Here is a 12,269-nt window from a genome sequence, read left to right as displayed (position 1 = left end):
GGTATCTTCATATGGATATCGAGAAATGGGAACGCTAAAATATGCTTGCATCTACAAAGCTGTCAAACGAGGGGGAATTGTTTGGCGGCTTTTTTTTATCATTTCGAACCGAGAAACCCTCACTTCCAAGCGTGAGTGAAGGGGAGCGGTCATTGTATGTGACGGTTCGTTTTGTGAGAAAATGATCAATATATGATTGAATTTGCGCTGAACCGCTTCTATAATGGATATAGGTTCTGTCTTGACATCAATAATGACAGGAGGATATACATGAATCAACAGACGATTTCCCAGCGCAAGCTGTTAGGTATCGCCGGCCTTGGCTGGCTGTTTGATGCGATGGATGTCGGTATGTTGTCGTTTTTGATGGCCGCCTTGCAAAAAGATTGGAACTTAAATGCAGGGCAGGTCGGCTGGATCGGCAGTATCAACTCGATCGGCATGGCGGTCGGGGCGCTCTTGTTCGGGTTGCTGGCTGACCGGATCGGCCGGAAAAACGTCTTTATTATCACATTGTTATTGTTTTCGGTCGGCAGCGGGCTGTCAGCGTTGACGACAACGTTGGCCGCATTTTTGGTGCTTCGTTTTTTGATTGGCATGGGGCTTGGCGGTGAGTTGCCGGTTGCCTCGACATTAGTCTCCGAAGCGGTGCCGGCGGCTGACCGCGGCCGGGTCGTCGTGCTGCTTGAAAGCTTTTGGGCCGGCGGCTGGTTGCTGGCGGCGCTCATTTCGTATTTTGTCATTCCGACTTACGGTTGGCGAGTGGCGTTATGGTTGGCGGCCGTACCGGCGCTGTACGCCATTTATTTGCGCCTCCAATTGCCGGATTCACCGCGGTTTGTAGCGACAAAAAAAGAAGAAACGGTATGGAGCAACATTGCGAAAGTATGGTCGGCTCCGTATCGGAAGGAAACGACGATGCTTTGGCTCCTTTGGTTTTGTGTCGTCTTTTCGTACTACGGCATGTTTTTATGGCTGCCAAGTGTTATGGTGATGAAGGGATTTAGTTTAATCCAAAGCTTTGAATATGTGCTCATCATGACCTTGGCGCAACTGCCTGGCTATTTCAGCGCCGCATGGCTGATCGAGCGGGCGGGGCGGAAGTTTGTTTTGACCACCTATTTGCTTGGTACAGCGGCGAGTGCTTACTTTTTCGGTACGGCCGAGTCGCTTGTTGGATTGATGGCAGCTGGCATCTTCCTCTCGTTTTTCAACCTTGGCGCCTGGGGGGCGCTGTACGCCTACACGCCGGAGCAATACCCGACGTCAATCCGTGCGACCGGGGCCGGTATGGCGGCGGCGTTTGGCCGCATCGGTGGCATTTTTGGGCCGCTGTTGGTCGGCTCCCTTGTTACTCAAGGCGTGTCAGTGACAGCGATTTTTACGTTGTTCTGCCTGTCGGTCCTTGTTGCTGTCCTCGCGGTCGCCGTTCTTGGCAAAGAAACGAAGCAGCAAGAACTCGTCTAACAGGATGGAGAAAAACGATGGTTTTTCCATCGTGCAGCGGTCTTCGGATGAGGGAAAAGGTTAACGTTTGCAAGATTTCTTTATTTAAGAAGATGCATGTTTTGCATCACGTTCTCCATTCACATGACCAACCTTCTAAGTTGACAACCAAAAAACAGGGGCGATACCTTAAGGGTAAGCCCCTTTTTGTTTGGGAACATGGAGAGAGGCGGTGGATTTTCGGTGGATTCGTTCGTATCGGTCGTCATCCCGACGTACAATCGTCCCTATCCGTTAGCCGAGTTGCTCGAGTCACTCAGCCGGCAGACGTATCGTTCATTTGAAGTGATTGTGGTCAATGATGGCGGCGTCCCGGTTCATGATGTTGTCGCTTTGTACCCAGAGCTTGAGATCCGACTCATCGACCGCTGCAACGAAGGACATGTGACGGCTCGCAACGTAGGCGTCCAAGCGGCGCGCGGTGAATACATTATGCTTTGCGATGACGATGACTTGCTTTTACCATGCCACTTAGAGCGGATGGTACCGGCGCTCGAGCATGCGGATTTCGCTTATTCCGATGCGGAGATTGTCCAATATCGGGTAGAAAATGACCAACGCTTGCCGATGGCCCGCTTTTTATTTGCCTATGAGTATGATTTGGAAGCGATGCGGACGTTCTCAACGTACGTCCCGTCCGGAAGTGTGTATCGGAAAGCGCTTCATGACGAAATCGGTTACTTTGATGTGTCGGTTCATCATTATTGGGATTGGGACTTCTTTTTGCGTGCCGCGTCCGCTTGTCGCGTCACTCGTGTCGCGGCGGCGACTGTTTTGTATGCGTTCAGCCCGGACGGCGACAATATGTCGCGACAAATGGGAGACAAGCGGCGACATTACTTGCGGCGGCTTTGCGAGAAGCATGGGCTTGGCGACTTGCCGGTGAAAAACTTTTGGCTGTTGCTTGACGAGCCGGAAGTCGCGCGTCGCCGAACTGAAAGCGAAGTCATCTGGGACGGTCAGCCGATGGTGTCGCGATTTTGGACGCAAAAAAAGAGGGCAACTATTGACAGGAGTTTTTTGGGTTTGCTATGATAGTGAACAAAATCGTATAACGAATCGCGATGACGGATCAATAGTAGTTAACCCTCTCTTCTAAAGCGAGCCGGGGGCGGTGGAAGCCCGGTGAAGACGGTTAATGAAACGGCAGTCCGGAGCGGAAACATGGAAAAGTGGATGTGCCATTGGCGCATCAACTAGGGTGGAACCGCGGGAGCTACGCTCTCGTCCCTAGGCAGTAAGCCTAGGGGCGAGGGCGTTTTTGATTGTTGGAAATCGAATATGGAGGAGGATGATGACATGGCTGCAACAATGGAAGAAATCGTTGCCCACGCCAAGCATCGCGGCTTCGTGTTTCCGGGGTCGGAAATTTACGGTGGGCTGGCGAACACATGGGATTACGGTCCGCTCGGTGTCGAGCTGAAAAATAACATTAAACGGGCGTGGTGGAAAAAGTTCGTCCAAGAATCGCCACACAATGTCGGTTTGGACGCTGCCATTTTAATGAACCCAAAAACGTGGGAAGCATCCGGCCATTTAGGCAACTTCAACGATCCGATGGTCGACTGCAAACAGTGTAAAGCGCGTCATCGCGCCGACAAGCTGATTGAGCAGGCACTTGAAGAAAAAGGAATTGAGATGGTCGTTGACGGTTTGCCGCTTGCCAAGATGGAAGAGCTTATCCGTGAATACGACATCGCTTGTCCAGAATGCGGCAGTCGTGACTTTACGAACGTGCGTCAGTTTAATTTAATGTTCAAAACATACCAAGGTGTCACCGAATCAAGCGCTAACGAAATTTATTTGCGCCCGGAGACGGCCCAAGGTATTTTTGTCAATTTTAAAAACGTCCAGCGCACGATGCGCAAAAAATTACCGTTTGGCATCGCGCAAATCGGAAAAAGTTTCCGCAACGAAATTACGCCAGGGAACTTTACGTTCCGCACACGTGAATTTGAACAAATGGAGCTTGAGTTTTTCTGCAAACCGGGCGAAGAGCTGAAATGGTTCGACTACTGGAAACAATTTTGCAAGGAATGGCTGTTGTCGCTCGGCATGAACGAAGAACATATCCGCCTGCGCGACCATACGAAAGAAGAATTATCCCACTATAGTAATGCGACGACTGATATCGAGTATCAGTTCCCGTTCGGCTGGGGCGAGCTCTGGGGCATTGCGTCGCGCACCGATTACGACTTAAAACAGCATATGGAACACTCCGGTGAGGATTTCCATTATCTTGACCAAGAAACGAATGAGCGCTACATCCCGTACTGCATTGAGCCGTCGCTCGGTGCCGACCGTGTCACGCTCGCGTTTATGATTGACGCCTATGACGAGGAAGAGCTCGAAGACGGCACGACCCGGACAGTTATGCATTTGCATCCAGCGCTTGCGCCGTACAAAGCAGCTGTCTTGCCGTTATCGAAAAAGCTGGGTGACGGAGCGCGCCGAATTTATGAAGAGCTCGCGAAGCATTTCATGGTCGACTACGATGAAACAGGTTCGATTGGCAAGCGGTATCGTCGTCAAGATGAAATCGGCACGCCGTTTTGTATCACGTACGACTTTGAGTCCGAGCAAGATGGCCAAGTAACCGTTCGTGACCGTGACACGATGGAACAAGTGCGGTTGCCGATTGGGGAGCTCAAAGCCTTTTTGGATAAAAAAATTGCCTTTTAATGAAATGGGCGGGGTTGACTCAAAAGATTATAGAATGGTGAATCTGTCAATGCGCATATACAGTCATGGAGAAAGGGTATCTCATTGTTTTTGAGATGCCCTCTTTTTTTGGCCCAACCAGTAGGCGGGTGATCGGAAGATGTGTGGAAACGGAATTGATTTCATAGAAAAAATTTCAAAATAACATCGAAATTTTATCGAATAAATGGTAAAATAGAAATGCATAATAGTTCCTGTATCCTGCATGAATCGAGGGGGGAACCACTATGGAAGGGAAACCGATCTATTACGATGGTAGTGGTCATTATCCTGGTGACGCGGATGAAAATATGGTGAACAACGAACCGTTTACGCTCACGGACGAAATACGAAAACAAATTAGCGGCAACCCATTTGCTGTTGAACAAGGTGAATAGCCGATCCGTATGTAAATTGCCTCAAGGGCAATTTTTTTTTGAGCAAATGACTTGCCAAGCTTCCACCATCCTTATATAATTACCTTGTATTCGAGATATTTGATTTAGAGATAAGTGTATGCTGTGTTCAACAACAGTAAACACTAAAATGATGAGACCATTAAGAAAGGGAGTATGCATCATGGCGAAAGTATTGTACATCACCGCCCATCCTCACGACGATACACAATCATACAGCATGGCGGTCGGGAAGGCATTTATTGAGACATATAAACAAGTGCATCCGGACCATGAGGTCATTCATCTTGACTTATATAAAGAGTATATTCCGGAAATCGATGTCGATGTGTTCAGCGGTTGGGGCAAGCTTCGCTCCGGTCAGTCGTTTGAACAGCTGTCCGACGAAGAAAAAACGAAAGTTGGACGGATGAATGAGCTGTGCGATCAATTCATCACCGCTGATAAATACGTGTTCGTCACGCCGATGTGGAACTTTTCCTTCCCACCGGTATTGAAAGCATACATTGATGCAGTGGCTGTAGCTGGAAAAACGTTCAAATACACGGCACAAGGACCGATCGGGTTGCTCACCGATAAAAAAGCGCTCCACATTCAGGCGCGTGGTGGCTTTTATTCGGAAGGCCCAGCAGCACAAATGGAAATGGGACACCGTTATTTAGAAATTATCATGCAATTTTTTGGCGTACCATCATTTGAAGGCCTGTTTGTCGAGGGACATGCGGCCGTGCCGGAAAAAGCGGAAGAAATTAAAGCGAACGCCATTGCTCGGGCAAAAGAATTGGCTCATACATTTTGATCGAGACAGGCAGGCTGTGTTTCTCGATTCTGTTATGATAGTAAATATTGCGCGGGAAATGGCCAACTATTCATCTGGGGAGGTTCTCTGTTTGGAGAGCCTCTTTTTTGTTGTGGGAGCCAAAGAAAACAGAAAAGCGCTTTGACGTTCCTATACGTCAGTTAGATGACGTATGGTATAATAAACCATATAAACAAAGAGTGGGGGTTCACCATTTGTGAACGAACATAGACAAAATCGGCGAATGCGCCTGCACAGCATAGCGGCAGTGTTGGCAACCACGTTATTTGGCGTGCTTTTGTTCACTGCAGGGCGGCTCTCTTTTCCCCCTAGTTTCTATCATTCTATTCATCTTGCTTTAGGGCTTGCCGCCGTTGTCGTCTGCTGGCTTGTCGCCATGCAAGGATGGGCGGTGTTTCCCCATACGCTGTCGATGGAGCGGCTCGTGATGGGGGCGTTATTTTTTTCCTCAGGATCGCTGTTTTCCTTTCATTTTCTCCTTTCATTCGCGGACGCGGGTGAAGCGTCGCTGTTTTCGCTTGCTGCTCGCTTTACGATCGCTTGGGGGTTGCTCTTTTTATTTTCACGTCCGGACGAGGTGATGGAACGGCACAGCGGACAGCGTTGGCAGGCGTTTTTGATGGCCTTGGTTTATACAGCTGCTATCGGTCTATTGCTCCATTTTACAGCGTCGCTTTGGCTGGGAGATGGGACGAGCCGCTGGCCGCTTTGGTGGCAGGCGGGAGAAGGGGCGGTTGGATTGCTTGATGCAGCAGCCGCCGCGATCGTATGGCGTCGCTATCGGCAAGGCGGCTCTCCTTCCCCCTTGTACTGGTTGATGGCTTTACTGTTGTTCGCTTTTGGCCAAGTGTTGCTGATGTTGGGCCCTGGGCATGTGCTATGGGGGCAGCTGTACGAAGTGGCCGGATTTTTGTATGTCTTGCGGGCTATGTATGTGGAGACGATTGAAAAGCCGTATGTAGAACTCAAGCAACACGAACAGCAGCTGGAAATGATGGCGAACGCCCTTGGCGAAGGACTGATGATGTTAGACCGAGACGGGCAAATCGTTTGGATGAACCCAGAAGCCGGTCGACTGCTCGGTGTCGTCCCTGACGAAGCGAAAGGAAAGCCGTTATTTTCTTTTGTTTCGCTTGCTGGGCCGAACGGTGACGCATGGGATTGGAAGCAGCTGCGCTACGTCGTCAAACGGTTGAAAAGCGGCGAAGTGATCCGCGTTGAGGAAGAGTCATTTTGCCGATACGACGGTGTTTGTTTGCCGGTGAGCTACACGCTGGCGCCAGTAATCGAAAACGGTGCGCTGACGGGGCTTGTCGCTGTGTTGCGCGACATGACGGAGAAAAAAGAGAAAGAGCGGCTTGAACGAGAGCGTGAACAGCTTGATTTTGAATTGTCGCTTGCAGCGAATATGCAGCGTGCGCTCTTGCAGACGTCTTCCGAAGCGAATTTGCCATCCTATGTCGACATCGGTGTCCTCAGCGTTCCCGCTCGGGTATTAAGCGGCGATTTTTACCGCTTTTCTGTTCACCAAACATCCGTGTCTGTCGGCATTGCTGATGTGTCGGGAAAAGGCATTCCAGCCGCAATGCTCATGACACTAATGAAATTTATTTTAGACCGCACGGTCCATTATGGGACGCAGCCGCATGTGTATCTTGACTTGTTGAATCGGTTCGCCTATGACTACACCGAACCGTCGATGTTTGTAACGATGTTTGTCGGCAATTACAATGAAAAAACGCACGTATTTTCGTATGCGTGCGCCGGGCATGAGCCGGCGCTTCTATACCGGGCGAAAACGAAACAATGCGTGCCCCTTCACGCCAAAGGATGCGCGCTCGGCTTGTTCCCGCAATTTTCGTTTGAGACCAAATCGGTTGCACTAGAACCAGGAGATTTTGTGTTGTTGTACACGGACGGAGTGACGGAAAAGCGCGGGGAAGAAGTGGCTGATGGCTTTTCTGTCCTCGCCTCAATGGTCACCCGCACCAACCTCGACCAGCCTGCCTCACAAGTTGTTCACGATTTGTACGAGCAGGTGAAAGCGTATCACCAATACGAGCAAAAAGACGATCAGACGTTGTTGCTATTGCGCCGCCGTTGACATCAGCGTTTATACTGCTTGATGGTGAAGGCGGCGCTTTCTTCTGCCATTATGACGAATAGGCGGCAAGCTGCCGCTTCAGTTTTTCAATCGCCCGCTTTTGGATGCGGCTGATCGTCATTTGGGAGACGCCGAGCCGTTTAGCGAGCGAGCGCTGTGTTTCTCCGCGGCGAAACACCGCCTCGATGACGATCCGCTCCTGCTCGCTCAGCTTGCCGATGGCTTCTTGCAAGTCAAGCCGCTCGATCAGCGCCTCGACCTCATTCGTGTCATCGGCAAGAAATTCGCCGATGGTCGTTGCGTCCTTTTCCCCGTCTTGCACGGGGGCATCGATGGAAATCGCCTGATAATGGTCGCGGCCAGCCAAAATTTCAATCGTTTCTTCGACCGATAAACCTAAATGGTTGGCTATTTCCTCGATGTTCGGTGATCGCTCAAGTGTGACAGTCAGCTCATCGATCGCCTTCTGCACTTTGCTTCCGTTTTCTTTCACTCTGCGCGGTACTTGAATATACCACGCTTTGTCGCGCAAATAGTTTTTCATATAGCCGATCAAGCTTTTCATTGCATACGATTCAAAGCTTGTTCCTTGGTTCGGGTCGTAATGCTCAAGGAGGCGCAAAAACGATAACCGTCCGACTTGAAATAAGTCCTCATAAAAATCAGGACGGCTGCGCGCCATTTTTTTTGCTGCGGCCGCAATGAGCGGCTCGAAGCGAACGAGCAGTGCTGTCGCCGCTTCTTCCGTCTTTGTTTGTTGATAGGCGGAAATGAGGGCGTCAAGCTTGCTCTTGGACAGAGGAGGGGGATATACATTCATGGGCATGCTCTCCTTCGCCGCGATGGCGGAATTTCGTGAGGCGGACTTCTGTTCCGTCCGCTGTTGTGACACTTACATCGTCCATGAGCGCTTCCATTAAAAAGAGGCCGAGACCGCCGATTTTGACGTCCTCAATCGGCTTAGCGGACAGTGGTGCTGCCTGTTTCGCTACTTGTTTGTAATCAAATCCTTTGCCTTCATCTTTAATAACAATCGCTAAGGCATCGGCGCTCATTTCAAAGCGGAGATGAATCATTCCCCTTCTTCCGTTGTACGCATGCAAAACGGCGTTATTGCATGCTTCTGAAACAGCGACTTTCATATCCTCAATCTCTTCATACGAAAATCCCATCTTAGCGGCCAGCCCGTACAACGTCAAACGCGCGATATCGATAAACTGCGCATCAGCTGGAATCGATAGTTGTACGACGGTTTCATGCTCTTTCATGATTGGCCTCCGATCCTTTCTGTCGTATCGTTCGCTTCGGAAAAAAAGTAAGATACTCCCGTTAAATCAAACAAACGCTGCACCTTGGGCGGCACGTTTTCAATGGCAAACCGCGCTCCTTGCTTTTTTCTCGTTTTCAACAGTGCGACCAGCATGCCAATGCCGGTGCTGTCAATGTACGTCAATTCGTCTAAATGGATGACAAGCAGTTTCGTTGTGTCATTGGCAAGCGGTTCGACAGCGCGCTGAAACTGTTCGGCCGCCGCTAAATCAAGCTCTCCTTTTATGTATACCATGTGCCGATCTGGCTGTTCGTCATGAACGATATGAAATCGTTTCCTGTCCATGTTGGTTCACCCCAAATACTCGATGGTTTGGCTTCGTCATCGTATAATAAGGTTGTCCACCCCTAAGACGTTTACAATGGATATACCCATATTTTATACTATTTGAAACAGAAAAGAAAAAAGCCAATGCCAAAGGAGTGGCTGCAATGCCGATTTTAAAAAACGATTGGGCTCCGCTTCTAGAAGAGGAGTTTCAAAAGCCATATTACTTAAAGCTGCGCGAGTTTTTAAAAGAAGAGTACCGGACGCGAACGATTTATCCTGATATGTACGATATTTTCAACGCCCTTCATTATACGCCGTACGCGAACGTCAAAGTCGTGTTGCTCGGGCAAGATCCGTACCACGGCCCAGGGCAGGCGCACGGGTTGAGTTTCTCCGTTAAGCCGGGCGTTCCGGTGCCGCCGTCTTTGGTCAACATTTTTAAAGAACTGCATGATGACCTTGGCTGTTACATACCGGATAACGGCTACCTCGTGAAATGGGCAAAGCAAGGGGTGCTGTTGCTAAACACCGTGCTGACGGTTCGGCGCGGCCAGGCAAATTCCCACCGCGGCAAAGGGTGGGAACATTTCACCGACCGCGTCATTGAGCTCGTCAACGAAAAAGACGATCCAGTCGTCTTTTTGCTTTGGGGGCGGAACGCGCAAGAGAAAAAAGAACGCATCACGAACCCGCGTCATCATATCATCGAGGCGCCGCACCCGAGCCCGTTTTCTGCCGCGCGCGGCTTTTTCGGTCACCGCCCGTTTTCGCGGACGAACGCATTTTTGACAAAGTGCGGACGCGAACCGATCGACTGGCAAATCGAAAACATCGGCGCCCGCGCCGAATGAACAAGGAGGAAACACCATGTCCATTTCTTTTGCTGCTGTTGTCGCCAAAATGGAAGACGAGCTTCGGAAAGCGAAAGTTACGAACGACCCGCAGCGGATGCGCGAACACATCGCCGCTGTTCGTGCTTTATGCGACTTAATGCTGGAAACGACAGATCAGCCGCAGCCGTCCGTTCCGTCTGTCTCGACAGAGCCGCTTGTCGCCGGCGGATCGTTCCCCGCTGCGGTTGGTTTTTCGGTTGGCGGCATGTCTACTGGCGGGAAATCTCCTGACATTGATGATGATGCGAACGGGGAGTCGTTGTTGGATTTTTGATGACATACTTGCAACAGCCGCAAAGAAAGTTTGTCATTTGCTCTTTTCCGCAGGTTTTTCGCTACTAGAGTGAAAGGTTTTTCCTCTATTAGGCTGTCTACTTTTGTTTGCGCCGGAGAATAACGAGCGGCTCTCCGGCTTGGGCATGAGTCCAACCAGCCATGCTCCGAAGCGGCTCGTTTCGTTATAAAAAAGCCGGGTGGGATGAGTCGTCAAAAAACGTAGAAACAAGGGGGCACATGGATGCAGCAAGATGTCAGAGCTGCACATCGTTTCAGCGCTCACAATCGAAAATATCTACAAAACGATGCGCTATGCGGCTGTTTTCATTGTTTGGCCATTTTTAGCCCGGGGGAGATTACAGAGTGGGTTGATCAGGGAGATACAGCACTTTGCCCGTACTGTGGAATTGATTCTGTTATCGGCGAAGGCTCCGGCTTTCCGATTGCCCGCAGCTTTTTAAAACGTATGCGTCAAGAATGGTTCTAACAAACATGGTCTTATCCTGATAAAATAAAAAGAAGGCGGCTCCTTGTTGATTCTGATTGGGGATGCGTGTTGTTGTAGCATGTCACTATTTTATAAATAAAGAAGGAATCTTAGATTAGAAAGAGGCGGTGTCACGATGAAAACATTCATCTTTCTTGGCGCGTTGAACGCGTTTTTGGCCGTCGCATTGGGAGCATTTGGTGCGCACGGCCTCGAGGGGAAAATTCCGGACCGTTATTTAGAAACTTGGAAAACGGCAGTGCAATACCAAATGTTTCATACGACCGGATTGCTTGTGGTCGGTCTGTTGCTTGGCAAAGCACCGAATGCTGGGTTGATCGGTGTGGCCGGCTGGGTGATGTTGGCGGGGATTGTGCTGTTTTCCGGCAGTTTATACATATTAAGTGTCACGCAAATCAAGCCGCTTGGTGCCATCACCCCGTTTGGCGGTGTCGCTTTTTTAATCGCCTGGGTGATGATTGGTTATGCGGCGTTAAAATGGTTGTAAACGGAGCGCAGGAGCCGAGCGCTCCGTTTTTTTGGCTGGCGTCTATATTCATCTTATGGTGAAAGCCATAGACTTAACGTCAGTAGCAGACCAACCGCCCAATGATGCCGAGCGGCCCATTTCATGCCGCTGATTTCCTCAGCTCGGCTAGCGCTGGGACGGAAACAAAGACAAAGCCGGATAGCAAGCGGCAGTGCGAGCACTGTGATCGCAGCAAGCAAAGGGACGACATGCCAAAAAATTAAGACGGCGATCGACAAGTAGGTGGAAGCGAGCAAAACAGCGAGAAGCCGTGCTGCGTTTTTCCGTCCAAGCCGAATGGCTAACGTGCGGCGAAACGGTCGGTCTTTTTCGATGTCGCGGATGTTGTTCGTCAAAATCATCGAGGCAATGAGCAAGGCGAACGGGATGGACAAGGCAAACGGAGCGGCGTTTGGCGCATGTCTTTGTACGGCATAAGCGAGTACGGTCACTACCGGCCCCATACAAGTAGCGGCAGTCAACTCGCCTAAGCCGAGCGAGGCGAGCGGGCGTGGCTCGGCTGAATACGCAATCCCGCATATGATCGCTACGGTGCCGATCCACGCGATAGCTGCATAGCTTTGCCATGCCAAGTACGCGCCTAACGCAACCGCGGCGGTCAGCATGGCGCTCGCAACGGCAGGGATCGAGCGATGGGCGGGACCGTCGTCATGCTTGTTTGTCCATTTATCAACGTCTTGGCCACGCAATCGATCGAAATAGTCATTCAGCATGTTGACTGCCGACTGGATCAGCACAGAGGCGGCCAGCATTGCCAACAACACGTCGATCCGAACAGCTCCTTTTTTTGCCGCCAGCGCGGTAGCGGCCAGCACAGGGCTGATCGTCCCGCTCCATGTCAACGGACGCATTAAGTGAAACCATGAAAAACGATAAAACCAACGCTGATCTTCTTCGCAATGTTCATATCGCAATGC

Annotated in this window: 14 protein-coding genes; 10 read left to right on the top strand and 4 right to left on the bottom strand. The window is 50.4% G+C overall.

The features are described 5' to 3' along the window. Nucleotides 1–270 precede the first annotated feature (270 nt). The 6 genes from IC804_RS09425 to IC804_RS09400 all read left to right on the top strand — a co-directional run bounded on the left by IC804_RS09425 (nucleotide 271) and on the right by IC804_RS09400 (nucleotide 7,546). The gene (locus IC804_RS09425) at nucleotides 271–1,467 is read left to right on the top strand and encodes an MFS transporter (protein WP_008880768.1); all 1,197 of its coding nucleotides are present in this window, start codon (nucleotides 271–273) and stop codon (nucleotides 1,465–1,467) included. A 198-nt stretch (nucleotides 1,468–1,665) separates the two neighbouring features. Continuing rightward, nucleotides 1,666–2,541, top strand: coding sequence for a glycosyltransferase family 2 protein (locus IC804_RS09420; RefSeq protein WP_050772213.1), 876 nt, complete (start codon nucleotides 1,666–1,668; stop codon nucleotides 2,539–2,541). Nucleotides 2,542–2,805: 264 nt separating this feature from the next. Further along, nucleotides 2,806–4,188 (top strand): glycine--tRNA ligase, encoded by a 1,383-nt coding sequence (locus IC804_RS09415; RefSeq protein WP_029761097.1) that lies wholly within the window; start codon nucleotides 2,806–2,808, stop codon nucleotides 4,186–4,188. A 266-nt stretch (nucleotides 4,189–4,454) separates the two neighbouring features. Continuing rightward, nucleotides 4,455–4,604 (top strand): hypothetical protein, encoded by a 150-nt coding sequence (locus tag IC804_RS09410; RefSeq protein WP_008880765.1) that lies wholly within the window; start codon nucleotides 4,455–4,457, stop codon nucleotides 4,602–4,604. 181 nt (nucleotides 4,605–4,785) lie between these two features. After that, nucleotides 4,786–5,421 carry an FMN-dependent NADH-azoreductase gene (locus IC804_RS09405; RefSeq protein WP_008880764.1) on the top strand — a complete coding sequence of 212 codons (636 nt, stop codon included), beginning with the start codon at nucleotides 4,786–4,788 and terminating at the stop codon, nucleotides 5,419–5,421. A 244-nt stretch (nucleotides 5,422–5,665) separates the two neighbouring features. Continuing rightward, on the top strand, nucleotides 5,666–7,546 hold the full coding sequence (locus IC804_RS09400) for a SpoIIE family protein phosphatase (protein ID WP_216367104.1): 1,881 nt from the start codon (nucleotides 5,666–5,668) through the stop codon (nucleotides 7,544–7,546). A 49-nt stretch (nucleotides 7,547–7,595) separates the two neighbouring features. Here the strand turns inward: IC804_RS09400 and IC804_RS09395 are convergent, their stop codons facing one another. From IC804_RS09395 to IC804_RS09385, 3 genes are read right to left on the bottom strand one after another with little or no spacing between them, the layout of a single operon-like run. Then, complete coding sequence (locus IC804_RS09395; protein ID WP_008880762.1) at nucleotides 7,596–8,366, bottom strand: sigma-70 family RNA polymerase sigma factor; 771 nt, start codon at nucleotides 8,364–8,366, stop codon at nucleotides 7,596–7,598. Next, on the bottom strand, nucleotides 8,326–8,814 hold the full coding sequence (gene rsbW, locus IC804_RS09390) for an anti-sigma B factor RsbW (RefSeq protein ID WP_008880761.1): 489 nt from the start codon (nucleotides 8,812–8,814) through the stop codon (nucleotides 8,326–8,328). Before rsbW ends, IC804_RS09395 begins: the two co-directional genes overlap by 41 nt. Next, nucleotides 8,811–9,161, bottom strand: coding sequence for an STAS domain-containing protein (locus tag IC804_RS09385; protein ID WP_081157459.1), 351 nt, complete (start codon nucleotides 9,159–9,161; stop codon nucleotides 8,811–8,813). Before IC804_RS09385 ends, rsbW begins: the two co-directional genes overlap by 4 nt. Before the next feature lie 146 nt (nucleotides 9,162–9,307). Between IC804_RS09385 and IC804_RS09380 the strand changes: the two genes are divergently transcribed. The 4 genes from IC804_RS09380 (at nucleotide 9,308) to IC804_RS09365 (ending at nucleotide 11,310) form a co-directional block, all read left to right on the top strand. Further along, nucleotides 9,308–9,997: a uracil-DNA glycosylase gene (locus IC804_RS09380; RefSeq protein WP_008880759.1), complete on the top strand. Its 690-nt coding sequence runs from the start codon at nucleotides 9,308–9,310 to the stop codon at nucleotides 9,995–9,997. Nucleotides 9,998–10,013: 16 nt separating this feature from the next. Next, entirely contained in the window at nucleotides 10,014–10,313 is a 300-nt protein-coding gene (locus IC804_RS09375) for a YwdI family protein (RefSeq protein ID WP_008880758.1), read from the top strand. A 243-nt stretch (nucleotides 10,314–10,556) separates the two neighbouring features. After that, nucleotides 10,557–10,802 (top strand): cytoplasmic protein, encoded by a 246-nt coding sequence (locus IC804_RS09370; protein WP_081157460.1) that lies wholly within the window; start codon nucleotides 10,557–10,559, stop codon nucleotides 10,800–10,802. A gap of 136 nt (nucleotides 10,803–10,938) precedes the next feature. Continuing rightward, complete coding sequence (locus tag IC804_RS09365) at nucleotides 10,939–11,310, top strand: DUF423 domain-containing protein (RefSeq protein ID WP_008880756.1); 372 nt, start codon at nucleotides 10,939–10,941, stop codon at nucleotides 11,308–11,310. A gap of 53 nt (nucleotides 11,311–11,363) precedes the next feature. On the opposite strand, the gene IC804_RS09360 is transcribed toward IC804_RS09365, so the two are convergent. Beyond that, complete coding sequence (locus IC804_RS09360; RefSeq protein WP_081157461.1) at nucleotides 11,364–12,266, bottom strand: prenyltransferase; 903 nt, start codon at nucleotides 12,264–12,266, stop codon at nucleotides 11,364–11,366. Nucleotides 12,267–12,269: the final 3 nt, after the last annotated feature.

This window comes from Geobacillus sp. 47C-IIb, from assembly GCF_014679705.1.
Classification (GTDB): Bacteria; Bacillota; Bacilli; order Bacillales; family Anoxybacillaceae; genus Geobacillus; species Geobacillus thermodenitrificans.
The sequence above is the reverse complement of the archived record's forward strand: the minus strand, read 5'-3'. Positions and strand labels throughout refer to the sequence as shown.